Genomic DNA, 24619 nt, shown 5'->3' on the forward strand with positions numbered 1-24619 from the left:
CATGGATGTGATCACCGTTATCATTTATTTCCTGGTGGTGATGTTCATCGCCCGGCAAAAAAGGGTAGAAGCCGCTATGGTTTCATTCTTTGGAATTCTTTAATTTCACCGCATGGAGCCGCTCAAGGAAATGTTCAACCACCGTTTTTACACAGGGTTTGCCGAAGCTTTCGGAAAAGCAGACAGGAATTTTAATACGGAATCATTCATCAGGGAGGTAACAAAAAACCTCGAAGACCGTTCCCTCAACCAGCGGCTGCACCATACATCCGTGGTGCTGCAGCATCACCTTCCCGCCGATTTCAAAAAGGCCATTTCGGTGCTGTATAAGGCCGTGGAGCATGTGCAGACAGGCTACACCGCTTTGGTGTTCCCGGGGTTTGTGGGCATGTTCGGGAAGGAGCATTTCGATCTTTCCATGGAGGCGCTGAAACATTTCACGGCCTATGGCTCGTCGGAGTTCGCGGTGAGGGAGTTTTTGAAACTGGATATGCAAAAGGCGCTGAAAATCATGCACAACTGGGCGGCAGACGGTAACCATCACGTGCGCCGCCTCGCTTCGGAAGGAAGCCGTCCACGGCTGCCGTGGTCTTTTAAATTGGATGCGGTAATCAAAGAACCCTCACTCACCCGCGGTATCCTCGAGCAACTGAACGCGGATACGGAGCTTTACGTAAGGAAGTCCGTCGCCAACCACCTCAACGATATTTCCAAAGACCATCCTGATTATATGATCAGACTGGTGAAAGGCTGGAACGCAGGCAACACCCATACCGCCTGGATCATCAAACATGCCAGCCGCTCCCTGATCAAATTAGGGCACCAGGATTCGCTGGCGGTTTTCAATTTTGAAAAGAACGTGAAGGTGCGGCTGGATAAGTTCCGGCTGGGTGCTGCCAAAATCAGGCTGGGAGAGGAACTGCTCTTTTCATTCGACATTGTTTCGGAAAAGAAATCTGCCCAGAAGCTTGTGATCGACTATGCCATCCACTACCGGAAGGCCGGCGGCGGGCTCTCGCGCAAAGTATTTAAACTGAAAGAAGCGGAGCTGGCTCCGGGCGCCCGGCTGAGTCTCAGTAAAAAACAGACCCTCAAAGATTTTACCACCCGGAAGCATTATGCCGGTGAACATAAGGTCGACATCATCGTGAACGGGAGCGTAATGGGAGAAAAGACTTTCGTGCTGGCGATACCGTCGTAACCTTCCGACCTGCTCCGGCCTGTTTATAGTGCATGACGCGATACGAAGGAACTAAAAAAGGGCGTACCGAAACGGTGCGCCCTTTTTTAGTCAACGATTGCAAAACCAATATGTTACAGGCTTCAATTGGGTGATTTTTAAAAGAAATGAATTACATTTAAACGTATACTTTATTTTATGCCAATGAAACCAATTGCCTGCCTGATGGCCTCCTTTGTTCTGTCGTCCGCGGCCATGGCGCAAACCGTCATAACGGTGAACAACGCATCTGCCAGATACAACGCAAAGATCACTGCCAAATGTGAATCGGCTCACTTTCACGGTGAAGCAAAGATCCAGCTGCTCGAGAAAGAGCGCAACCGGGCGGTACAGACTTTCAGTTCCAAAGACTTCATCGTGCAGCTCGACAGCAACTGGAAAGAGGGCGACAAAAAAGCGGGTATCGCGGATAACCAGCAGCCCCTGGTATTCGACGATTTTAATTTCGACGGGGAAGAAGACGTGGCCATCCGCAACGGCAACAACGGGAGCTATGGCGGCCCTTCATACGATGTCTATGTATATAACACCGCAAAAAAAGCTTTTGTGGCGGATAAAATGCTGACCAGGCTGGCTTCTGAAAACCTCGGCATGTTTGAAACAGACCGTTTCCGGAAGCAGCTGACCGTACACCAGAAAAGCGGCTGCTGCTGGCACTCCACCATTACCTACGGCCTGCAACCCGGCAGGGGATTGACGAAGGTGGCGGAGGTAGTGGAAGAAGCGGATGCCGGTGGCGACATGGTCACCGTCACCACCAGCCAGCTTGTCAATGGTAAAATGAAAAAGAGCGTGCAGCGTTACAAAGCGCAGGAATATTACAAAGAAAAAGAAGCCCACTAATCGATGCCGGTTTTATTGTTCGCCGGGTTTTCGTCTAACACATACTGATAAGGATCAATGGCGACCGCGCCTGGTTCTTTACCTACCGTTAAACTCAAGCGTGTTTCCGCATTCGAAAAGTGGTGCGGTTGGGCGTAGATGAGTTTTCCCGCTTTATCCAACACCCCGATATCGAATCGGCCGTCAACCGGGAGAGGATTTCCCGCAGCGTCTTTCCGGGCGATGTTGACCTGCAGGTCGAGGCGGTATTGGCCGCCGGGAAGCCGGGCGGCGCCAAGACTTTTGATTTGCAGATCGTACACCACCACCTGTTGCAGGCATTCGTCGATGAGTCGCATGGCACCGCTGTCTGCCCCGGTTTGCAGCGCATGGAGCAGGTCTGCCGGCCGCACTTTTTTACCCGGCCAGGCATGTTGGGCCACCAGCTGTTGCAAAGCCCTGTTGACGTGTGTTTCCCCGAGGTTTTCTTTAAGCCGGTATAGCACCATCCCGCCTTTCTGATAATGCACGAAAGGTTGGTCGTTTGTCTGGATAAGCGGCAGTTCCTTGCCGTACATGCTCCGCAGCACGAGGTACATGTGATTGTCCACCCGGAAATAGTCGCTGAGATAAGCCTTCCCGAACCGTTTTTCCATCACCATCGCTTCCGTGTATTTCGCCAGCGATTCTGTGAGCATCGCATCGCCCGGACCGTGCACCGGCGCCGGCATATTGGCCCACCACTGGTGCGCCGTTTCGTGTGCGGCAATGGCGTAGGCCTGGTTGACGCGGCCGGAGTCGCTGAAGTTGCTGAGGAACAGGATGCGTTCCGCCAGGAAGAGCAGGCCGGGATAAGCCGTGGCCGCGCCTTTGTAATGGGGTATTTCGGCAAGGTGCAGGTATGGTAGGGGATAGGCGCCGAAGTTTTTATGGCAGTAGTCCAGTGCATCCTTCGCACCCTGTATGATGGCGGGAAGGTTTCCGGCATGCCCGGGATGATACAGTGCGCGCAGCCGTATGCCATTGTATTTTTCTTCGTGCACGGCGTATTCCGCCGCGCTGATGGCAAACATGAAGTTAACCGGGCGGCGGGTTTTGTAGTCGGAATACCGCCGGTCGCCGTCGATCCAGGTTTTTTGTAATTCACCCACGGTAATGGCCTGTTGGTTGGCGGGAGTGGAAATTACGGCGGCAAAGTCGATCAGGTGATATGCATCATCGGTGGAAGGGGTATCTGTGCGGGGTGGTAACCCTGCCTGCCGCCGGTCGAGTTGGCCGGATAATTCGTAGCCTTCGTCGTATCCCAATGCCGGCACGTATTTTTCGAGCTCGATGTAAGTGCCGTTGCTGACTACAGTGTGTTCGCTGTTAAAGGTTTTGAATCCGTTCCGGCTTACTTCCATGGCGAAATCAAGATGCGTGGTATCGCCGGGCTGTAAAGGTTTTTCGAGATGCAGCCAGTATTGGTGAAACCTTTCATCCTGTTCCTGCTTCGCCACGCCGGGCATGTGCAACTGAATAGTCTGGATGTTCTCATCGATATCGATCCATATTTTTGAAAGAGGAGAGCTGGTTTCATTTTTCAGCAGGAAACTGCCCTTCACCCGGTACCAGGCGTTGGCGGGGTACACGTCCACCGCTACCTTCACCGCCTTGATCACCGGCTGCGGAAGATCCGCAACGGGGCGGTATTTCCGCTCGTATGCCATCCGCCATTCTTTTTTTGCCGCCTTGCTCCGGAAGCCTGTTTCATAAAAAATGTAGGTGCCGGCTGCGCAGGTAAGCAGCATGGCAATCCCCGCGATGAAGAACCCGCGTTTCCCCAGTTGCGCAGGAACCGCTTTCATCCGCTGCAGCCAGCGCCGTTGCACAGCCGGCCACACGGCAATGGTGAGCAACGCGAACATTACCGCCAATCCGCCCCAATACACCATGTACCAGTTGAACGCTTCGCGGTAGTGGCCAAAGCCGTTCATATACGACCAGGCCAGTTCCGGCACATCGCCGAACCGGAGCATCGGGTGCTCCAGCCCCAGCGTTTTGCCGAAGGTGATGATCATGGCGGGAACCAGGCAAAACAGCATGCCCGCGTATTTGTTGGGCGTGAGGGTGAGGATAAGCACCGCCAGCACCGCGAACAGTAGCAAAGGCAGCCCGCTGTAATAAACCAGCTGCAGGTACACCAGCGGCTCGATCGTGGTGAAACCGTTGAGCAGTTGCAGGCTGATGCCGATCGCCACATTCGCCACGATCATCACACCGATCAGCAGCACCAGCGCGGCGCATTTAGCGCCCCACATCAAGGCGTGCGGAACCGGGGTGGCATATATCAACCCGTGCATGCCCGACGCCCTTTCCCGCCACAGCAATTCGGCGGCGCAGAAAATGATCAGGAGCATGGCGGGGCGCATCGGCCGCAGTTCTTCGATGGCGATGCCGGTGAAGGGATATGCCCGGATGCCCATGGGGCCGCTGAACAGGGAATCCTTCAGCTCGATCCCGTACAGGAAGATCCACAACGCCAGCATCACCATGAACGGGATGGAGCGGAAGAGGGACTGGGCATCGAGGCCCAGCTGGCTGCGGAATGCTTTTGCCGCATACCCGTATCCCTGCGGATGCACCTGCATGGCGCGGTAACCGGTTGCCAGTCGCAAAGCTGCGGATGACCGGCGGCGCAGGGCGGCCGGCTGCGGCTGTCGGAAATTGAAATAGCGGTAACTCACTGCCAGCAAAAGCAGGGAAATCATCGTCCAGATCACACGGTTCCATAAAAAGATACCGCTGAGCGGGAACAGTTGTGTATTGCGCTGTACGTCGTTCCAGTTGCGCGTTTCGCCAAACAGGGCGGCCAACCCGAACGGATCGCTCAGCAAAGGCCACAGACTGTCCGTTCCTGTTTTTAAATTGGAGCCGGCGATCATCGGGGAATTGCCGAGGATCGACGCCGTCAGGTACAGGATGTAGAGCAGCAGGCCGGCGGCATACACGGCTTTGAGGTTGCGCGTCAGCAACGCCGTGCAGAAAATCACGCTGGTGGCAAACAAAACGTTCGGCAGGCCGAACACGAGCAATGGCTGAATGATATAGGCGGCGCGGTGAGGTCCCAGCACTTCCGGGTTTTGCAGCAGCGTGGCCAGCGCCATACCCGTTACTGCCAGCACCAGCATCAGTAGCGCCGCCAGCAACAGGCCGGCGAAGCGCACGGTAAAAAACGGGAGCCGGCGCACGGCGGTGGAGAACACGATGGCATCCATCCTGTTGGCCGTGTCGCGCAATACCACGCCTGCGCAAAAAAGCGTGGCGGTAAAAATCGAGAGGAGCGACAGCATGCCTACCAGCACCGTATACACGTAAGGCCCGTTCTTATGCACGTCGTCGCTGCCGAAGCGGCCCTGTACGGCCAGCACGCCCATGGCGAAAAATATGACGGCCGCCGCGATGAACGTCAGCTGGCGGGCATGATACCGTAATTCGAACCCTAACATACGCCCACCTCCTTTCCGGCGCGCTGCGCCCCGAACAGTGCGGAAAAATATACTTCTTCGAGGCCGGGGTAAAAGGCTTCGAAACCTTCACCCGGACAATCATCTCCCAGCACATACAGCTGCAAAAGGCCCCCGGTCATACGCGTGGAAATTACCGGGAGGGTGCGGCGGTAATGCTCCAGCGCCGCTTTGGTGACGGTTTTACGCCATACCCGGCCGTTCAGGTCCGCCGCCAGCGCCGTGGGCCTGCCCTGCAAAATCACCCGGCCGCCGGCCAGCACGGCCATTTGCGGGCACAGGTCCTGCACATCTTCCACGATATGGGTAGACAGCAGCACCACCACCTGTTCGCCGATCTCGCTCAGCAGGCCGTGGAAGCGGTTGCGCTCTTCAGGGTCCAGTCCGGCGGTGGGTTCGTCGGCGATGATGAGGCTGGGGTTGCCCAGCAGGGCCTGCGCGATGCCGAACCGTTGCCGCATGCCGCCCGAAAAGGTGCTCACGGCGCGGTGCCGCGCTTCATAGAGGTTCGTCTGTTGCAGGAGCGCCAGTACCTGTTCCTTTCTTTCCTTCCTGTTCCGCAACCCCTTCAGCAGGGCGAGATGATCCAGCAGCTGGAGGGCGGACGTACGGGGATACACCCCGAAATCCTGCGGCAGGTAGCCGAGCCGGCTGCGGAGCGCATGCGGATGTTCGTGAATGTTGCTGCCGTCGAACAGCACCCGCCCGCTGTCGGGCTCCTGCAGGGTAGCCAGGATGCGCATCAGGGTGGATTTGCCCGCGCCGTTGGGGCCCAGCAGCCCGAACATGCCGTTGGACACGCGGAGGTTGACCGCGCGGAGCGCCTGTACGCCGCCGCCGTAACTTTTGCTGAGATGTTGAATGTCGAGCCTGTACATGTTGTTGGTTTATGTTGGCAAATTAGCGGGCATCCACTGCGCCTTCAACTAAACATGGGATAGGAGGGGATTAACGTGACGAACGGCCTTTTTTACCCTTCCAGCGCGCTTTACCGCCTACATCACGAAAAACGGCGCCTTCGTCATTCTTTTTTTGGCGGAAGGGGTTTAAAATCTTTTTTTACAGGATGGTATTTTTACGCAGGTACTTCGATGTATGCATCCACGCCGGACTGGTACTCTGGCTGGGCATTTTCAATACCCTGATCGAGGCACCCTACACCTGGGCGGAATACGGCAGGGCGGTACTGTTATCGGGGGTTGCATTGCTGCCCGCCATCATATTCGCCGCTGGCCGGGAATGGCTGCAGCAGCGCCTGGGCCGCCGGGCATACACCTGGGCGTGGCTGCTGTGTTTCGTGGTGCTGCTGCCGGTGAATGCCGGATTCTGGGCTTACGCGCAGCAGGATGAAACGCAGGAGCAGTTTATCATCACCGGGGCCATCCTGGCTTTTTCGCTGGAAGTTTTGCTCAGCAGTATCGCCTATTACCGCCGGATGGTGCACCAGGTGCAGTGGCTGCGTAAATTCAGCCTCGATAAAGCCCTGCTGGCCACCATTACCATCATTTCGCTGAGCCTTGCGGCGATGGCCACATCCTGCCTGTACGATCCGCGTTATCATTCCGAGGAACGCCTGCTCATCGGCGGGGAGTTCAGCCTCTCCAAAATCATCCGTCACTTCGACATGTTCCTGGCCGTCTTTGCCCAGTTCCTGTTCATGTACCTCTGCGGCTATTTCTTTTTTTACCTCAACAGCCGCCTGCTGGTGGTCAGGGTGCTGAAAGAAAAAGGCCCCGTGCTGTACGTGCTCGGCGTGCTGGCAGCGGTCGCGCTGTTTTATCCTGTCGTGGCGCAGCTGTTCCTGCGGTTGCCCGCCAACGACCTGTTCGGGACCATGTTCAGCGCCAACGCCTTCAACCTCGAAAATGCATTCGCCGCGCTGTCCATCATTTTCCTCAGCCTGCCGCTGTTACTGGCCCTGCAATGGGCCAAACAGAACAACCGCATCGTTTCGCTCGAAAAAGAAAAAGCGCAGAGCGAACTGGCGCTGCTGCGGCAACAGCTCAATCCCCATTTCTTTTTCAATACGCTCAACAACCTCTACGCCATGAGCCTCCAGCGGTCGGCGGAAACGCCGGAAAGCATCCTGCAGCTGTCGGATCTGATGCGTTATGTGATCTATAAAGGGCAGGAAGACCAGGTGACCGTGAAGGAAGAGATCCGCTACCTCGAAGATTATGTCCGGCTCCAGATGATCCGGCTGAAAAAGGCGCCGGTATTCAGTTTCGAGCAGGATGTTACGGACGATGCCATGCCGGTGGCGCCGCTGCTGCTCATCGTACTGGTCGAGAACGCGTTCAAGCACGGGGTGGAACCGGCAGAAAATGAAGCGCGACTGCACATCCGCTTGCAATGCAACCGGAACAGCCTGTATTTCAGCTGCGAAAATTCCTTCGAAACGCCGGCCACCACCGGGGGCATCGGGCTGGCCAACCTGCAGAAGCGCCTGGCTTTATTGTACCCCGGCCGCCATACGTTTACGACCAGCATAAAAAATCATACATTTAAAGCTGAACTGCAATTGACCGCACGATGAGCCTTCGCTGCCTGATAGTCGACGACGAGCCCCTGGCCCATGATATCATCCTGCAATACATGGCGGATGTACCCTTCCTGGAAAAAGCCGGGCAGTGTTACCGCGTGGCGGAAGCCCTGGAACTGCTCAGCCGCCAACCGGTGGATCTCATCTTCCTCGACATCCGCATGCCGCGACTCACCGGGCTCGATCTGCTGAAAACACTGCAGCAGCGCCCGATGGTGATCATCACTTCCGCCTACGAAGAACATGCGCTGGAAAGTTTCGACCTGGATGTGGTGGATTACCTGCTCAAGCCTTTCCGCTTCGAACGTTTCCTCAAAGCCGTCAACCGCGCACTGGCGCTGCACAACCTGAAGAAGCAGGTGAACCAGCCCGCGCCGGCGAATCCGACTGCCGCTCCTGCAATGGAGCCGGCGCAGATCTATATCAGGTCAGATAAAAAACAGATACAGGTTTCACTGGCCGACATCCTCTACCTCGAAAGCGTCGGCAATTATGTGAAAGTATGGAACACGCAGCGGTACCTGCTCACACCCGGCACCCTCAGCGGTTTTGAAACGCGGCTGCCCGCCGATACCTTTATCCGCATCCACAAATCCTATATCCTCAATAAATCATTCGTGCATTACATCGAAGGCAACACCATTCGCCTGAAGAACGGTACGGAGCTCCCGCTGGGAAAAAACTACCGGCATGTGGCGAAGCTGTTGACCGGCACAGAATAATCAGTCCGTAGCACGTCGGTGTCTTTGTTATATTGGTTGCGTGGTGAAGCGGCGTTAAGCCGGTTACAGCGCCTGCCGAACGGAGAGGAAGGATGCTGTTCCGCCCTGTAAAACAGGCCGGCTTATGCCTTCCGGGGTTGTGCGGCCCGGATGTTCTGCGCCGCCAGGGTGACTGCTTCCTCAATCCGCCGTTCCCTGGTTTCCGGCCTTTTGGCGGACAATATCCATTCCAGCACTGCGCGTTTGGCGGAAGGAGGAAAGGCTTCGAAATGCTGCAGGGCTGTTTTGTTTTTGGAAAACCGTTTTTGCAGATCTGGCGGAATCACGTTATCGTGCGCGTCGTTGAAGATATCCCAGGTGCCTTTGGCCTTCGCCAGGTCGATGAAAGCCTGCCCCTCCGGCATCATTTTGCCTTCGCTGATCATTTTTTCGGCCCTGATCTTCGCCACTTTACCCCAGTTGCTTTTCGGGTTCCTTTCCGTGAAGGTGAGCAAGAAGCTTTCATCATCCCGTTTGATCGCCTTGCTGTCTATCCAGCCGAAACAAAGCGCTTCTTCGATCGATTCGCCGTATCCCACGCAGGGGGTACCGCTGTTTTTATGGTACAGGACGAGGTAAGCGCCTTTTTGGGTTTTGCTGTTCTTTTGCAGCCATTTGCGCCAGGCGGCCCTGGTGGCGGCGTGAAATACCGGTAAGCCGTTTTTTGTTTCCATAACAGTTGCGGTTTTAAGTGCCATGGTCCAAAAGTAAAACGGGGATTTGACAGCCTTATGTCAGTAGTGGTTCCGGGTTGCGGAAAAAGTGTCAGGGCTTTTTCAGGTTCATCACTTCCGCCAGCAACGGCGGTAATCCGTCTGCATTCACATTGTCGTTGTTCCAGAAGCTCATTACGCAGCTGACGTGATTGTTGCGCACCGGCGCCGATACGAAGTACACCGTGAGGGTTTTGGCGCCGCTCATGCCCACCAGCAGGCCCGATACGCCTTTTACATCGTAGGTGGTCCTCAGGGCTTTAACGGGCGCTCCTTCAAATATTACGTCCACCGTATCTTCCGCGATGAATTTGCCTGTCTTTTTGGTTTTCAGGATGTCGTACTGATTTTTGACGGAAGCAGCGGCGCCTGCCGCATCCTGGTGCACGCTCCAGTTCATCTGGCCGTAATAGGGGCACTGAAGGTTGTTGATGTTCATAAACCGGCATACTTTGCCCCGGAAGATGTTTCTCCCCGCGAAATTGAGGCTGTCGCCATCCGGATTCACATACACATGCATGGGGATGCTGCCTTCGAGCAGGAGCCTGGTGAATGCCCGGTGGAACGCGCGGTCGTATTTGTTGAAGGAAATGAAGGTCAGTGCGAACAGGGAGCCCTCATGACCGATAAAATAACGGGCTACATGCTGGGTGATGCCGGGCGATACTTCCTGCGATTCATCGAGATAATAATTCGGATATCCCAATGCGGAATCCGTTACTGTGAGCCGCTCGGTTTTGATGCGGTACTGCCGGAAGATTTTCTGCAGGTTTTTGACGGTGAATTCTCCCGGTACCCGATGGCTGGATATTTCGGTGCCGTCGGTATTGAAGAAGTCTACGCGGCCCTGGGAAATGGCCTGCAAACGGGAGAAAATCCCGGTAGTGTCCTGCGCGGTAGCGGAAAAGCCGGCCAGCAAAAACAGGAGGGCATAGGTAATAGCTTTCATGGCGGATAAATATCACTAAAGATATTACATCCGCTTCGATTTTGCACCGGCCGCGATCACCAGCAAAGCCACGATCAGGATAAAGCTGTACTCGCTGCCCCCGGAGCCGTGTTCTCCTACAAACCAGCCCAGCCGGGCGTGGATCAGCACGATACCCATCAGGAGCAGGAGAATGAAACCGGCCGTCAGCAGCCGGGTGTACCATCCGAATGCCAGCAACAGCCCCCCGGCAATTTCAAACACCGTGATGCCCCATACCAGCGCCAGCCCGAAGGGGAGGCCTTCGCTTTCCAGGTATCCGGCAAAACGCGGGATGGTACCGTTCAGCAAACGCACCAGCGCATGGGCAATAAAAATAAGGGCAGTGCTGAGGCGCAGTGCGATCAGCCACTGCGGCAGCGTCAGGAAAGGGTATTTGCTCATGTTCCGAAAATATGACAATGCCGGGAAGCAGGCAATCCCGAAAAATCAGTATTTTTGAATTATGTAGTCAACTACATATATTTGATAAAACATCTTACCATGCACCATGCTTTTGACATCCGGCCGTTGAATAACGGCTACACGGCGCGGATCATCGACTTGATATTGCCCATCCAGCAGGTGGAGCACAGCATTCCGGTTACGCTGGCCGATCAGCCGGACCTGCTCGACATCGAAGGTTTTTACCAGCAGGGCGGCGGCCAGTTCTGGGGCGCGGTTCAGGGGGAACAGCTCATCGGTTCCATTGCGCTGATTGCCATCGGCCACCAGGCGGGCGCCATCCGCAAAATGTTCGTTAAAAAGGAATTCAGGGGCAAGGAACTGTCCATCGCCCAGCAACTGCTCGACCGGCTGATCGCCTATTGCCGGGAACAGGGCATTCACGACCTGTTCCTCGGTACCGTGGAAGTGCTCAAAGCCGCGCAGCGGTTCTATGAAAGGAACGGCTTCCACCGCATCGAAAAAGCGGATCTGCCGGACTATTTCCCAAGGATGCCGGCCGACACGTTATTCTTTCACCTGCATATACCCGCCGCATGAACCTGATCGACGCAGCCGGCATGCTGGCATTGGGCACACGCTTACAGCGCCTCAGCGAACGCCTCCGCAAGGAAGGCGCGCAGGTCTACAAAGCCTGTGGTATCGACTTCGAGCCGAAATGGTTCCCGGTGATTTACACACTCACCCTGAAACCCGTACTGGGCGTAGTGGAAATCGCGGAAGAAATCGGCTATACCCATCCTTCCACCATCAGCCTGCTGAAAGAACTGGAGAAAATGAAACTGATCCGCTCCAAAAAAGATAAAGTGGATGAAAGGAAACGCCTCATCCAGCTTACTGCGAAAGGCCGGCAACTGGTGGAGCAGATGCGCCCGGTGTGGGATGGCATCACGGCTGCGCTGACAGCTATTACGGACACGCCGCATAACCTGATGGCGGCCATCCGGGAGGTGGAGGAAAAGCTGGAGACACAATCGTTCGAGGAAGTGGCGAAAGAAAAGATGGGGCTTACAGTCCCGCGAACGTAAAGGGTTTGCTTTTCACGAACGATCTGACGGCGTTGCCCGCGTAGGTTTCTCCATTCACGAGGCTCAGTTTTTTCACCGGCGCCTTCGGCGAAAAGTCCACATCCCTGAAGTTTACCCAGAACACGTTCGGCGTCAGGGTGGTTTCAAAATAATAGACGAGGTTTTTATGGTCAGATACGGAACGCCACTGCGTGGAAGAGATATTCGGCTGTGCGGGGGTGGAAATGCCCAGCGGCACGGAACAATTCCTGATCACGCTGAAAGCGATGGCCACCGCCACGCGGGTATTGTCGGTGCGGGGAACGGCAGCCGTATAAAATGAAGCCCTCACAAACCGGTCGGCCGCGCGGTTGGTGCCGGGCAGCATCACCGTTCCGCCGATCTCCTGCCAGTATTCGTTCAACGCCAGCTGTTTGTCGAAAATGGGGGAGTTGGTCATCACCGTATAGGCGGTATCGTGATGAATGACGAGTTTGCCGTCGACATACTCGAAAATCGCGTTGTCGCCGGAGGCGTCCGATAGCGAAAGATGCAGCGTAGCCAGGCGGTTCTGGCCCGGCACCTCGGCGGTCACGATCACAAATTTTTCCTGCCGCAGGTCTTTAACGGCCTCATCCACGGAGGCGTAATTATCGAGCACATATTGCACCCAGGCGGCAATGGAAAGGCCGGGCTTCTGCTGGTCCCATTTCGGGTATTCCGATTCCACCAGCCAGAGCAGGTTGGCCACCAGGCCCTTTTCATTCATGCCGTCGGTGCTGGAAATATCGTAGCCGGACGCCACTACGCTGCCGTACCTGGAAGTCCACTGGATCGATTTCGCTCCTACCGCGCCGTTTCTGTTCATCCCCCTGGGGAATATCCAGAGGTTGGTGAGGATGTCTTCTTTCCAGTCCATCGACCGGGCCGTGAGAATGGTCTTATTGAGGCCTTTGTATACCACGCGGGTACAGGCGAAAACGGATGGGGCGGCCAACGTCAGCAGCAGCGCCCAGATCAGGGGTATCAGGCAGGTTTTCATTTGCAGGGATTTATGAGGATAACATATTTCCCGCCGGAAGTGTTCAGACGGGTCCCCGGTTTATGCATCTTCCCGGTCAGGCAGGAGTATTTTGCCCGGTTCGATGCCACCCTTCGTGTTCCTGGCCGGCCGATTCGCTATCTCTTGCTGAAGAAAAAACCGCACCGGCACATAATAGCGCCGGCGCGGTTTTTATCATAATTCCAATCTTTCGGTAATCCCCACTTCCGACAGGAAATCAGCATCGTGCGAAATGACGATTAAAGTTCCGCGGTAACCGGCGAATATTTTTCCCAGCATCTCGATGTTACGGAGGTCTAGATTGTTGACCGGCTCATCGAGGAAAATGATGTCGGGCGTTTTGTTCTGCAACACCATGCAGCAGAGCGCGAGCCGCAGCATTTCACCGCCGCTGAGTACGGCGCAGCGTTTATCCCAGCTGTCCGGCAAAAAAAGGAAATTGGCGAGCAACGTATGCAGCATGGGCATTTCGAGCCGGGTTTCATTGTACGCCTCCGCCTGTTCCAGTACGGTTTTCTGCCGGTCGATGAGGCTGTAATCCTGGTCCAGCAGCAGGGTAGTGCAGGGGCTCCGGTGGAGTTGGCCGGAGCTGGGTCCGATGCTGCCTCTCAGCAGGTTCAGGAGCGTGGTTTTACCGCTGCCGTTGCCGCCGGTGATGGCCAGCCTGTTGCCGCTGCGGATGGTGAACGAAAGCGGCTCCGGCCATAACGCCTCCCCGTTTTCATAGGCGTAGTTGATGGCCTGCGCTTCCGCCAGCACTTTCCCATGCGGCAGCGCCGGGTTGTCGAAAAAACCTTTCATGATGCGCTGCACCTGTGCCATGGCGGCTGCTTCCTGCATGTCCGCCCGGAGCTCGCTGACCTTGTCGCTATGCACCTGTTTGAGTTTGGCGGTGCTGACTTCCGCTTTCATCTTGCGGCCGTTGATCAGGATCTTCGGCTCATTGGCCCGCCTGGCGCCTTTGCGCGCCTGCGCATCCGCATGCTGCTTGCGTTCCATCGTCTGCTGCTGCTTCAGTTTCGCTTCTTTGAAGGTTTTCTCGTGGTGGGCGAGGTTGTGCTCCAGGGCGGCCGATTCTATACTTTTCTGTTCCGCATAAAAATCGTAGTTGCCGCCGTATGCCTTGATCCCGCCGGGCTGCAGCTCCCATATAGGTGTGCAGCGGCGCAGCAGTTCCCGGTCGTGGCTCGTCAGCAGCACGGTACAGGTGGTTTGCCGCATCCATTGCAGCAACTGTTCCCGGGCCTGGCGGTCGAGGTGGTTGGTAGGCTCGTCGAGCAGTACGATATCGGGTTCGAAAATATCGATGCCGGAAAGGAAGAGCCGCGTCTTCATCCCGCCGCTGAGCTGGTCGAGGGGCTGCTGCAGGTCGATGCCCGCAATGCCCCACCTTACAAACGCTTCTTCGCAGCGGGCGGTAATGTCCCACTGGTTTTCCAAAAGCTCGTAATGATGCGGGTCGGTAGAACCCTGTTCTACGGCCTGTAAGGCGTCCAGCAGCGGGGCGATGCCCAGTGCGGCCGCCACCGTGAGCCGGTTGAAGTGACCGTAGTGCTGCGGCACATAATACAAATGGCCGGTTACCTGCAAATCGCCGGAGAACTGTTTTTCCTGCCCGGCAATAATCCGCAGCAGCGTCGTTTTGCCGGCGCCGTTAGGGCCGGCGATCGCGGCTTTGTCTCCCTTCTGAAGCGTGAAATGGACGTTACTGAAAAGCGGTTTGCCGTTGGGCGTATGATAATTGATTTGTTGTGCGCTGATATACATCTGTGATCATGAATTGGGTTAAAGATGGGCTGTAACAGCCGTAAACGGTCCGTGTGCGGAATGTGAGTTTCATCGCGGTAATTGTTTTGATTAGAAAATGTAATTGAAAATATGGGCCGTAAATGGCCTGAAAAAGCAGCGGGCGCTGCGTGTATGTATGTAAGTGATTACTTCATGATGGCGCAAAGATAGAAAAAATCCGGATATTTTTACCACGATAGGTGAACACTACCCCTTCGCTACCCTTCCGATACGGATACGTTACCCCTATAGGAGGTAACGTATAGGTGGCTAAGAGATGGCTAACAGGTGGCGTATGGGTAACGTTCCACGAATGAAACCCAATACCAGCGCCATTCTAAGTCCATTTTTTCTCCGATTTTTGTCCGGTTTCAGCCCATGCCACGACCATGTCACGATCAGGGCATGACGAGAGAGATAGCGGTAAATAATTGATTACTAATTAATAGCGAAGGCTTTTTAAATAGGAACATTACTTCCGCCATAAACGCACATGTACGACCTGTTCCAGCACCTGTTCCCGGTAATTACGGCTGATGGGAATGCGGAATTCCCGGATGATGATCTCGTTGTTCTCGATCGCTTCAATCTTTGATTTGGAGACGAGAAAGGACTTGTGTACGCGGATGAACGACGCCCTGTCGAGCTGCTCCTCCACATTCCGGAGATACATCAGCGTCATGAACTTTCCCCGCGTGGTCTGGATGGATACATAGTTCTGCAGTGCTTCCACGTACAATATCTCTGAGAAACAGATCTTTTCGTACTTGTAGTCGCATTTGATGAAGAAGTGATCGGCCGCGGCGATGGCTTCGCCGGACGTGCTTTTATGCAACAGCTGGTGGTAATGATGGGCCTTGGTGACGGCTTTGAAAAAACGGGAAAACGTGATGGGTTTCACGAGGTAATCGAGCACATCCAGCTGGAAACCTTCCAGCGCATAACTTGGATAGGCGGTGGTGATGATCACCATCGGCGGGTGCTGCAGGGTTTTGAGGAACTCGATGCCGTTGAGCACCGGCATCTGTATGTCGAGGAAAATGAGATCGGGTTTGTTTTCATGCAGCAGGCGGGCCAGTTCCAGCGGGTTATTGCCGGTGCCGGTCAATTGCAGGAAATCTATTTCGCGGACGTAATTGACGATGCATTCCCTCGCCAGCGGCTCATCATCTATCACTACACATTTTATGGCCATGAATTTGATTTTAAACGGTTATGCGGGTATCGGTTCCGGCACTGCTTTCACCCGGTGCAGATGCAAACGGAGGCTGATGCGGAAAACAGTTTCTTCCTGCCGCACCTCCAGCCCATAATGGCCTGGATACACCAGGTCGAGGCGGCGCTGCACGTTTTTCAGGCCGATGCCCCCGTAGGGCAGGATCTGCTGGCTGGCCGACGGCTGTGACGCGACGCTGTTGGCGACCTCAAGCTGGAGCGACTGCTGGCTGAACCGCAACCGCATACTGATCCAGTTGGGGGCGTCTTTATGCTGCGATACATGTTTGAAGGCATTTTCCATAAACGGCATCAGGATAAACGGCGCAATCGCGCAACCGGTGTAGGGTGGCCCGTCGATGTCTACCGTAGTGGTGATATTGTGCTCCTGGCGCAGTTTTTCCAGCTCGATGAAATTTTCGAGGTAAGCCAGTTCCTGCTCCAGCGGGATTTCGTGCTCATTGCATTCATATAGCTGGTACCGCAGGAGGCTGGAGAATTTCGCCAGCGATTCGGACGCCATGTCCGGGTTTTTATGGATGAGCACAAAAATCGAATTGATGGTGTTGAAGAGGAAGTGCGGGTTGAATTGCGATTTGAGGAACTTGAGCTCCGTTTCCAGTTTTTCTTTTTCCAGCTCATGCGTACGGTTACGGGCCTGTACCCAGTTTTTGGTGAGTTTCACGCTCATGGCCAGCGTCATGCTGGCGGCGGAAGAGGGCAGGGTATTGACCTGGAAAAAATACCGCCAGTTGGAGGGCTCTACTCCGTAAAGCTCCTGCAGGCTGCGGCCGGACATCCAGCTGCTGACATAATATCCCGGCACGATCAGCGCGCCCACGCAGATGATGGTGGCGATGACGGTGACGACGTAGGTGATATAATGCCCCTTTTCGAGCAGGCGGGGCAGGAGGAAATACAGGTTGAAGTAGACGCCGGCCGCCTGGAAAATCACGTAAAATAGGAACTTGATGGCATAAGGCGTGTACAGCACGTTGTTCAGCACGGCCCATACACTGCCGATGGTGAGCGTCCACCACAACAGATGGTAGAAGAACCAGAAAGGCAGGTGGTACAGTTTGTACCGGAAAAACCAGTTGTACCGGGCGGCAGGAATTGACAACATATCGGCGATTGAAAGCGGTCCCTTAAATTACTGAAAATCCCGTCAAAGCGCCCTTTTAGTATATGAAAAGCATCAAAACATTGCTGAAAGGATACAGAACATTGCCAAGCGGTTTCCCGGGACTGTAAAAGCGCTTTTGCGTTTAAAAGCTGCGCCTCGTCAATTTTATACGGCCGCAGGGCAAATAAAGTTCCCGGAATGCCGGCGTGTTGATTCTTTTGGGGCATCAATACCGCCATCATGCAACGCCTGTTACTCCCATTCCTCCTCATGGCTTTTTTGCCGCCCGCACGCGCGCAGGTGTCGGGGAAACTCACCGATGCCGAAGGCCGCCCGCTGCCGCATGCAGGCGTGCTGCTGCTCCAGGCCCGTGACAGCGCCCTGGTGAAATCCGCACTCACCAATGATTCCGGCGTGTTTCAGCTATCGGTGCCAGCCGGCGAACATTTCCTGCGCTTCACTTATACCGGCTTCCGGCCCCGGGATCTGCCCGCCGGCCGCGGCGACATGGGCGTGATCGTATTGCAACCGGCCGCCCGCGATCTGAATGAAGTGGTGGTGCGCGCGGAAAAGCCGCTTTTCCAGCAAAGCGCCGGCGGGCTGGTGGTGAACGTGGCCGGCAGCGTTTTGTCGCGCGGCAACTCAGCGTTGCAGGTGCTGGAGCGTTCACCGGGCGTGACGATCGATCAGCGCAACGCCGGCATTTCCCTGAATGGGAAAGACGGTGTCGCCGTGATGCTGAACGGTAAGGTGCAACGCATGTCGACGGCGCAGCTCATCTCCCTGCTGGGCAGCATGAGCGCGGACAATATCGAAAAGATCGAACTGATCGCCACACCCGGTGCAGGTTTCGATGCGGAAGGCAGCGCGGGTTTCATCAACATCGTGCTGAAAAAAGACAAACGCGCCGGCACGAGGGGCGCCATGTCCGCTACCGCCGGCCACGGCTGGGGAGAAAAGGGCACCATCAGTCTGCAGTTGGCGCACAACCGGAAGAAACTGGGCATCAATGGGGCCTACACGTACTCGCGCGACAATACCTACAGTTTTATGTTCATCCGCAGCACCCAGTATATGCCTATACTGGGCGGCGACCTGGAAGTGCATTTCCGCGACACGGCCCACCGCATCACCAACAACCATGAAGCCTCCCTGGAACTGGAATTACAACTCAACCAGAAAACCACTACCGGCGCAGCATTCACTTTCCAGCACAGCGGCAACTCCCTTCGTACCAACACCCACGCCACCTATAACGCATTGCCCGATTCGGTGTTACTGTTCAACGGTTTCACGCACCAGCGCAACCGGTGGACGAACGCCGGCGCCACGTTCTACCTGGCGAAGAAACTTCGGGAAGGGGAGACGGTAAATCTCCAGGCCGACTATCTCTACTTCTACAACAACAACCCTTCCACCGTCACCAACACCTTCCTCACCCCGCTGGGCGAGCCCGCTGGTGGGAACGACAGCCTGTTCTCTCCACACCAGCAAGGCGATGCGCGCACCACCATCCGCGTAGGCGTGCTGAAAGCAGACTACACTCGTCAGCTAACCCGCAAACTGAAACTGGAAGCAGGCATCAAAGGCACCTCCACACACGTATCCAGCGCATCAGGCATCCGGAGCCTGGTCAACGGGGATTGGGTGTACCGCAGTGAAGCCAAAAACGATGTGGGCATGCAGGAAGGCGTGGGCGCCGCATATGCTTCTTTACAGGCGCAGTTCGACTCCGCCACCCGCCTCGATGCAGGCATGCGTTACGAATATGCGTTCACAGCGGTAGAGAACGAGCGTACCAAAGATCGTGTGATCGACCGCCGGCGCGGCGTACTGTTCCCGAATATCGCACTCACGCGCCGGTTGAGCAGCGTTGCTGAACTGCAGCTGTCTTACACCAAACGCATCGGCCGCCCCACTTACAACGACCTGGCTTCTTTCGTATTTTACAGCGATCCCACGGCCGTGTATACCGGCAATTCCCTGTTGCAGCCCGCCATCACCCATAACATCAAACTGAATTACCAATACCGTTCGTATGCCTTTTCGCTGCTCTACAGTCGCGATGAACAGCCTATCGCACGCTGGCAACTCACGAAAGGGCCGGCGGAGAACCTGTTGTACATCTCGCCGCAAAACATGGCGTGGCAGCAGTATCTCACCTTCCAGGCCGTTGCCCCCGTGAAAATAAATACCTGGTGGAGCATGAACTATGGCTTTACCGGCGGGTTACGGTGTTTTAAGGTGCTGCACACCATGCAGCCTGTCGAAAAAAGTTATTTCGGTTATTCGGTTACGGCCAGCCAGCTGTTTGCCCTGCCAAAAAACTGGTCGCTTGAAATATCCGGCTGGTATACAGGCCAATCGTATTACGGGTCTGTCCGGAGCAACCCCGCGGGTACCCTCAATGCCGGCGTCAAAAAGGAGCTTTCCAACAACCGCGGCATGCTGCAGTTCTCCGTGGCGGATATATTCCGCACCCTGCATTTCCAGAACCGGTACGGCACGCTTACGGAAGAAGTGTTCAATATCCGGAGCCATGTTGATTTTAACACGGAAACACGCCGCATACCGGTTTTCAGGTTGAGTTATTCGCGCTCATTCGGCTCAGGTGCTGCAAGGCAACGGCAGGGTAGCGGTTCGGGCGAAGAGAAAGAAAGGATCAGGAAGGATTAGAGGTCGCGGATGTATTCCAGCATCAGGGCTATTTCATCGCAGCTCAGATGGGGGAAGCGGGCACAACTGAGCCCGTCATTAAGTTCCCGCCGCCGCCGGAGACTGTCTTCCGGAAGACCGTTCCGCAGGTACCCGCAGATCCAGGCATCGCTCCTGCGTAGCAGGATATCGCCCAACGGGGGACCGGTGAGATGTTTTTTTGTAGAATGACAGCTCAGGCAGTTAGCCCTCAGTAATGATTTGCCGGATTGTTCCATTGTTGAAAATTTGGTCGGGCTGAGTGCCGGGTTCACAGTGGTATCGCTTGTTTCAAAAGTGACCGATTTAAAAATCCGGAGGATAGTATCCACCGGCAAAGTGCCTTTCCCGTAAATCGTAAACCTGGTGTCTTTCCTGACGCGCGGCACGACCATCGAAATATAATCCCGGCCGGCATTTTCGGGAATGGTAATATGGGCGATCAATCCGTTCACGGTATCGCGGGCAAACCGGAGCGGCACCGGTATTTCTTCCTCGAGATCCACACCATACAGGCCATAATCGAACCATAAAGTGTCCAGCCCTTTGGCCAGGCCTCCCACGTAACTGTCGGCTCCATTTTTCCTGAAAATTTGCCAGCCGGGCGGTGCTTTTATTTTAAACGCACCGAAATGAAGGGTGTTCCACTCAGGGTGCAATTCTTTTTTTGAAGTACCGCAGGCCAGTATGGATAATAAAATCACGATAAGGGATAATCCTCGCATCTCCCAAAAATAAAAAAAGCCGCACAAAACTGTACGGCCTTTTGTTCTCAGTGTAACATCACTATTCCCACGCGTCATTAAAAGCGTTTTTGGCTATTACAGACAGCTGGCGTTTGGTTCCGCTCCATGAATTGACGGACACGGCCAGTTCTACTTTGTTGGGATATTTCACCACCACGGTCTGGATGCCGCGGCCGCCGTCCCATACCAGCAGCCCGCCTTTTCCGTAGGAGCGGCCGATGATGGTCATATGCGAATCGTCTTCGTCCCAGCCCAGCAGGTCTTTGTCCATGGCAGCCTGCTGTTCTTTGCTCAGCAGCGTTTCGGAATGGCAGAGATAAGCCATGAAACGGGCCATTTCCATGGTGGAGAGGTAGTATCCGCCGCCGCCGGAACTATGCGTCCAGTCGCCGGGCTGGTGATAGGCCAGCTTCGGGCCTTCGTTGAACGCCATGGCGCTGGGGCCATCAGGTTTGCAAAGTGCTTCCGCGATGCCGATTGGTGTAAACACATGTTTTTGCATGTAAGCGATATAGTTCTGGCTCATCCAGTTCTCGAATCCTTCGCTGTCCGGCAGCATGGCGGCTTCGGTTTGCTGGGCGAAACTTTTGTTGTAGAGGTAGGGTATCATCGCCCTGAACAGCGCGAAGTTCATGTTGGAATAGAACGCGGGCTTCGCCGGGTTTTCCAGCCCGTTCTGGGCCAGGAGTTTCATGGCTTCATAGCTGGTGGCGTCGGTCAGGATGCCGGAGCGGTGTGTGAGCAGTTCCTTGAAAGTAATGTCACGCACGGCTTTGATGGCTTTAAAGTAAGCCGGCAGCCAGGGACCGATACTGTCCGTCACTTTCAGGTTGTTTTTCTTCAGCAGCTGTAACGCGGCCACACCGGTGATGGATTTGGTGACGCTCGCAATGTTGATCTCCAGCTCCGGGCGCATGGGGCTTATACGGTCCCCTACGAGGTAACCATATCCGCCGGAGCAGGTGTCGACCCACTTGCCGTTCTGGGTAATCACGAACGAAAAACCGCGCGGCTGTGTTTCCTTGGACTGGAGGATGCCTGCTTTGAGCAACGCTTTAAATTTCGATACGCTGAATTTTTTGGGCGTTGTTCCTTTGTCCTTGATACAGGAGGATGCTGCTACTGCAATGGTGAAGGCTAACAGCGAATGTTTCAATAACGTTTTCATGTTGTACTTTTTGGGGTGAAAAATTTAACACTGCAAAGCTGCAACATGAAACACCGTTATGAATTGTGGAATTAACGGATAGGGGATTTGAATTTATAAAAAAATGCCCCCGGTAAACGGCCGGGGGCATTCAACATCTTACCAGTATTGTTGTGTACTGTCTACTTTGCCGTCTTTGGTAAATACCAGTTTCTGGTCGCCTGGTTTACCGTCCAGCTCTACCTGGTAATACACCTCACCGTTTCTTTCCAGCCGTTGTACATCATCGATCCGGTAGTCTTTGTAATCGGCCTGGATGGTCTTTTTCACCGCCGCAGGCAGGTCCGCATTACGGATATCCCGCTTGAACGCTACCAGTTTGCCGGTTTCGTCGAAGAGGGCTTTGTGGTCTACCATGTTTACGTCAAAATCCGCTTCGTACAGGTTGCCTTTTTTCTCCCAGTCGAGCCCCGTTGTTCGGGGGAATTTGGCCCTGAACGCTTTTGTAATGGAGGCAGGCACCTGGCTGGCGGGCACATCCTGGGCTAACGCGGCGCTGCCTGTCAGCAGCACGGCCAGCAGCATCAACATTTTCATGATTCACAGTTTTGGTTATTTGTATAACAACCGGCAGACGGTATTGTTATGCTGCGAACAGCTGTAGCCGCGCTCAAAACCGGAATATGAATGATATAAACAATTTGCAAAATTATGTAACAACAGTAGAGCTGTTCGTTTCTATTTTTGTTGCCCCGGCGTGCCGGGCGTAGCAATTTCAAGTATCAAAAATTCAACTTAACCTTCAGCAACATGAAACATCTTGTTTTGATCGCCGCCACCGTTGGCATTTCCCTGGCCGCCTGCAACAATAACAAACCGGCCGGCAACACCGACAGCACGCAGACAGTCGCGGGTACCCCGGCGGCGCCGGCAGTTTCGCCTGTGAAAGAAATCGTATCCGGTTACCTGCAGATCAAAAATGCACTGGCCGCGGATAACGCCAGCGATGCGGCCGCCGCCGGCAAAACTTTGGCGGCAGCATTCGGCAGCATCGACGCATCCACCATCCCGGCGGAGCACAAGACACTGTACACCGAAATCGAAGGCAATGCCAAAGAGCACGCAGAACACATCGGCGATAACGCGGGCAATATCAAACACCAGCGCGAACATTTCGAAATGCTCAGCAAGGATGTGTACGACCTCGTGAAAGCCATGGGCGCCGGCCAGCCATTGTATTACGATTTCTGCCCGATGTACAACGACAACAAGGGCGGCAGCTGGCTGAGCGAAACGCAGGAGATTAAAAACCCTTATTTCGGCAGCTCCATGCTGACCTGCGGTTCAGTGAAAGAGGAACTGAAATGAGCCGACGGAAAAAATGGCTGGCCGGGATACTGATCATACTGGCCGGCATTCAATTCATACAGCCTGTCCGCAATGAAAGCGGGCAGGCATTTTCGTCAGACATTACCGGGGTTGTGGCAACACCTCCCCACATCGCCGCCATACTGAAAGCCGCCTGCTACGATTGCCACAGCAATAACACCCGTTACCCCTGGTATACCTATGTTCAACCGGCGGGCTGGGTCCTCGCCCGGCATGTTGCGGAAGGAAAGGAGGAGTTGAACTTCCACCTGTTTGGAACATATACGCCCCGCAGGCAGGCATCAAAACTCCGTTCTATCGCGAGCAGTATAAAAGACGGCACAATGCCGTTGATTTCGTACAAATGGCTGCACCCGGAAGCAAGGCTCACCCCGGCACAGCGCGAGGCCGTTCTGCATTGGCTGGAAGGGATTGGGAAAGATTGAGAATGCCGGTGATTGAATTTTGCGCTTTCATTGAATCAAGTGAGATGGCCGCGATCGATATGCATTGAGCGGACGCTTCTCCATTCATGCTCCGCCCGGGTCATTAACAACGCATTGTCGAAGCGCACCGAAATGCCGTTTTGCTCAAAGAAACTGGCTTTTACCTGTGTTACTTCGAGCGGTGTTACATTCCAGTCATAAACATGCAACTGAATCCCGTCGAGTTCGTGGCTGCCGTTAGGGGAGTAGCCCGTGGCGCCGCTTTCAAAGAAGGCGGATGCCTGGTCGAGATGATCAAACACAGAATCCTGCGGAAATTGCGCTATCGCCCTGGCCGTGATGGAAATCTGCGTATGATGGGTGCTGTCGAAGGCCACATGATAACTGTCCGCGGTTTCGCGCACGTCAAAATCAGCATGATAGTGCCGGCCGGGGAAAAATCGCCCGCCGAGCCACGCGTTCAGACGAGATGAAGTGTCTCTCCGGGGAATATACACACCCGATTTTGTTTCCCCGTTTTCTTCCCATTCCACGGCAATACGGTGTGCACCGTTCTCGGAGTTAAGACCCATGAAATCAGGAAATCCCTTCGGTTTGAGGTGCTTCAGCCTTATCAGGCAGATGCCGGCCACAGCCAGTCCCCTCTGTAATTTCGGGCGAAAAACGGGAGGGAGCAGCTGTTGTATCTCCGTGGGGTCGGCCGTAAAATTGACCAGTATGCGGCGATCGATGCTCCCATGCATGACGGGGATTTTAATCATATTCCGAAGCTACGGAATTACACGAATTTCTTCAGCAGGGCTGCACCGAATCCCCGGCTGAAAAATCCACGACCGGGAAACCCGGATTTCACCCTTCTCCGTATATAAAACTGCCTGATACGACGGAAGGGCATCGTCAGGAAACGTTGGTCAGCGGCCACACATTCATCCGCCTCGTCAACCCGGATGACTGTTCCGGCATGGCGCGAAACAATTTGGATGGATTTTTGTAATACCATTGT

General features: G+C 54.9%; 23 protein-coding genes. 9 read left to right on the top strand and 14 right to left on the bottom strand.

The window, feature by feature from the left end:
• The first annotated feature begins 112 nt into the window (after positions 1-112).
• Both EGT74_RS13150 and EGT74_RS13155 read left to right on the top strand, forming a co-directional pair.
• A complete protein-coding gene (locus EGT74_RS13150; protein ID WP_123847049.1) occupies positions 113-1201 on the top strand; it encodes a DNA alkylation repair protein in 1089 nt (362 codons plus the stop codon).
• Between the two features lie 177 nt (positions 1202-1378).
• Positions 1379-2083 (top strand): XAC2610-related protein, encoded by a 705-nt coding sequence (locus tag EGT74_RS13155; RefSeq protein ID WP_123847050.1) that lies wholly within the window; start codon positions 1379-1381, stop codon positions 2081-2083.
• On the opposite strand, the gene EGT74_RS13160 is transcribed toward EGT74_RS13155, so the two are convergent.
• The gene (locus EGT74_RS13160; RefSeq protein WP_123847052.1) at positions 2080-5550 is read right to left on the bottom strand and encodes a M1 family aminopeptidase; all 3471 of its coding nucleotides are present in this window, start codon (positions 5548-5550) and stop codon (positions 2080-2082) included. The two genes, EGT74_RS13155 and EGT74_RS13160, sit on opposite strands and share 4 nt — an antisense overlap.
• Positions 5544-6446 (bottom strand): ABC transporter ATP-binding protein, encoded by a 903-nt coding sequence (locus tag EGT74_RS13165; RefSeq protein ID WP_123847053.1) that lies wholly within the window; start codon positions 6444-6446, stop codon positions 5544-5546. The genes EGT74_RS13160 and EGT74_RS13165 overlap by 7 nt, the downstream gene beginning before the upstream one ends.
• A 188-nt stretch (positions 6447-6634) precedes the next feature.
• Between EGT74_RS13165 and EGT74_RS13170 the strand changes: the two genes are divergently transcribed.
• Together EGT74_RS13170 and EGT74_RS13175 are read left to right on the top strand one after the other, a co-directional pair.
• Positions 6635-8104 carry a sensor histidine kinase gene (locus tag EGT74_RS13170; RefSeq protein WP_123847054.1) on the top strand — a complete coding sequence of 490 codons (1470 nt, stop codon included), beginning with the start codon at positions 6635-6637 and terminating at the stop codon, positions 8102-8104.
• On the top strand, positions 8101-8832 hold the full coding sequence (locus EGT74_RS13175; protein ID WP_123847055.1) for a LytR/AlgR family response regulator transcription factor: 732 nt from the start codon (positions 8101-8103) through the stop codon (positions 8830-8832). The genes EGT74_RS13170 and EGT74_RS13175 overlap by 4 nt, the downstream gene beginning before the upstream one ends.
• A gap of 122 nt (positions 8833-8954) precedes the next feature.
• On the opposite strand, the gene EGT74_RS13180 is transcribed toward EGT74_RS13175, so the two are convergent.
• From EGT74_RS13180 to EGT74_RS13190, 3 genes are all read right to left on the bottom strand, one after another.
• Positions 8955-9545, bottom strand: coding sequence for a YdeI/OmpD-associated family protein (locus EGT74_RS13180; protein WP_123847056.1), 591 nt, complete (start codon positions 9543-9545; stop codon positions 8955-8957).
• Between the two features lie 91 nt (positions 9546-9636).
• The gene (locus tag EGT74_RS13185; protein ID WP_123847057.1) at positions 9637-10533 is read right to left on the bottom strand and encodes a hypothetical protein; all 897 of its coding nucleotides are present in this window, start codon (positions 10531-10533) and stop codon (positions 9637-9639) included.
• A gap of 24 nt (positions 10534-10557) precedes the next feature.
• Positions 10558-10956: a DoxX family protein gene (locus EGT74_RS13190; RefSeq protein WP_123847058.1), complete on the bottom strand. Its 399-nt coding sequence runs from the start codon at positions 10954-10956 to the stop codon at positions 10558-10560.
• Between the two features lie 99 nt (positions 10957-11055).
• Here EGT74_RS13190 and EGT74_RS13195 point away from each other — a divergent pair, with 99 nt between their 5' ends.
• The gene (locus EGT74_RS13195) at positions 11056-11556 is read left to right on the top strand and encodes a GNAT family N-acetyltransferase (protein WP_123847059.1); all 501 of its coding nucleotides are present in this window, start codon (positions 11056-11058) and stop codon (positions 11554-11556) included.
• Positions 11553-12044, top strand: a complete 492-nt coding sequence (locus EGT74_RS13200; protein ID WP_123847060.1) for a MarR family winged helix-turn-helix transcriptional regulator — start codon at positions 11553-11555, stop codon at positions 12042-12044. Before EGT74_RS13195 ends, EGT74_RS13200 begins: the two co-directional genes overlap by 4 nt.
• Here the strand turns inward: EGT74_RS13200 and EGT74_RS13205 are convergent.
• From EGT74_RS13205 to EGT74_RS13220, 4 genes are all read right to left on the bottom strand, one after another.
• Positions 12025-13065 (bottom strand): linear amide C-N hydrolase, encoded by a 1041-nt coding sequence (locus EGT74_RS13205; RefSeq protein ID WP_123847061.1) that lies wholly within the window; start codon positions 13063-13065, stop codon positions 12025-12027. The genes EGT74_RS13200 and EGT74_RS13205 overlap by 20 nt on opposite strands.
• Before the next feature lie 195 nt (positions 13066-13260).
• Positions 13261-14853 (bottom strand): ABC-F family ATP-binding cassette domain-containing protein, encoded by a 1593-nt coding sequence (locus tag EGT74_RS13210; RefSeq protein WP_123847062.1) that lies wholly within the window; start codon positions 14851-14853, stop codon positions 13261-13263.
• 493 nt (positions 14854-15346) lie between these two features.
• A complete protein-coding gene (locus tag EGT74_RS13215; protein ID WP_123847063.1) occupies positions 15347-16069 on the bottom strand; it encodes a LytR/AlgR family response regulator transcription factor in 723 nt (240 codons plus the stop codon).
• Between the two features lie 18 nt (positions 16070-16087).
• Complete coding sequence (locus tag EGT74_RS13220) at positions 16088-17215, bottom strand: sensor histidine kinase (RefSeq protein ID WP_123847064.1); 1128 nt, start codon at positions 17213-17215, stop codon at positions 16088-16090.
• Between the two features lie 240 nt (positions 17216-17455).
• Here EGT74_RS13220 and EGT74_RS13225 point away from each other — a divergent pair, with 240 nt between their 5' ends.
• Positions 17456-19891, top strand: coding sequence for an outer membrane beta-barrel protein (locus EGT74_RS13225; RefSeq protein ID WP_123847065.1), 2436 nt, complete (start codon positions 17456-17458; stop codon positions 19889-19891).
• On the opposite strand, the gene EGT74_RS13230 is transcribed toward EGT74_RS13225, so the two are convergent.
• The 3 genes from EGT74_RS13230 to EGT74_RS13240 form a co-directional block, all read right to left on the bottom strand.
• On the bottom strand, positions 19888-20634 hold the full coding sequence (locus EGT74_RS13230; protein ID WP_158618127.1) for a c-type cytochrome: 747 nt from the start codon (positions 20632-20634) through the stop codon (positions 19888-19890). The genes EGT74_RS13225 and EGT74_RS13230 overlap by 4 nt on opposite strands.
• Positions 20635-20695: 61 nt before the next feature.
• Positions 20696-21823, bottom strand: a complete 1128-nt coding sequence (locus tag EGT74_RS13235; protein WP_123847067.1) for a serine hydrolase domain-containing protein — start codon at positions 21821-21823, stop codon at positions 20696-20698.
• Positions 21824-21961: 138 nt separating this feature from the next.
• Positions 21962-22399 (bottom strand): PepSY-like domain-containing protein, encoded by a 438-nt coding sequence (locus EGT74_RS13240; protein ID WP_123847068.1) that lies wholly within the window; start codon positions 22397-22399, stop codon positions 21962-21964.
• A 213-nt stretch (positions 22400-22612) separates the two neighbouring features.
• Between EGT74_RS13240 and EGT74_RS13245 the strand changes: the two genes are divergently transcribed.
• On the top strand, positions 22613-23170 hold the full coding sequence (locus tag EGT74_RS13245; RefSeq protein WP_123847069.1) for a DUF3347 domain-containing protein: 558 nt from the start codon (positions 22613-22615) through the stop codon (positions 23168-23170).
• The gene (locus EGT74_RS13250) at positions 23167-23616 is read left to right on the top strand and encodes a heme-binding domain-containing protein (protein ID WP_123847070.1); all 450 of its coding nucleotides are present in this window, start codon (positions 23167-23169) and stop codon (positions 23614-23616) included. The genes EGT74_RS13245 and EGT74_RS13250 overlap by 4 nt, the downstream gene beginning before the upstream one ends.
• Positions 23617-23651: 35 nt before the next feature.
• Here the strand turns inward: EGT74_RS13250 and EGT74_RS13255 are convergent, their stop codons facing one another.
• Together EGT74_RS13255 and EGT74_RS26915 are read right to left on the bottom strand one after the other, a co-directional pair.
• The gene (locus EGT74_RS13255; RefSeq protein WP_246008206.1) at positions 23652-24359 is read right to left on the bottom strand and encodes a DUF2071 domain-containing protein; all 708 of its coding nucleotides are present in this window, start codon (positions 24357-24359) and stop codon (positions 23652-23654) included.
• Positions 24360-24394: 35 nt separating this feature from the next.
• Positions 24395-24616 carry a hypothetical protein gene (locus EGT74_RS26915; RefSeq protein ID WP_158618128.1) on the bottom strand — a complete coding sequence of 74 codons (222 nt, stop codon included), beginning with the start codon at positions 24614-24616 and terminating at the stop codon, positions 24395-24397.
• Positions 24617-24619: the final 3 nt, after the last annotated feature.

This window comes from Chitinophaga lutea (genome assembly GCF_003813775.1).
In the GTDB taxonomy this organism is placed as follows: Bacteria; Bacteroidota; Bacteroidia; order Chitinophagales; family Chitinophagaceae; genus Chitinophaga; species Chitinophaga lutea.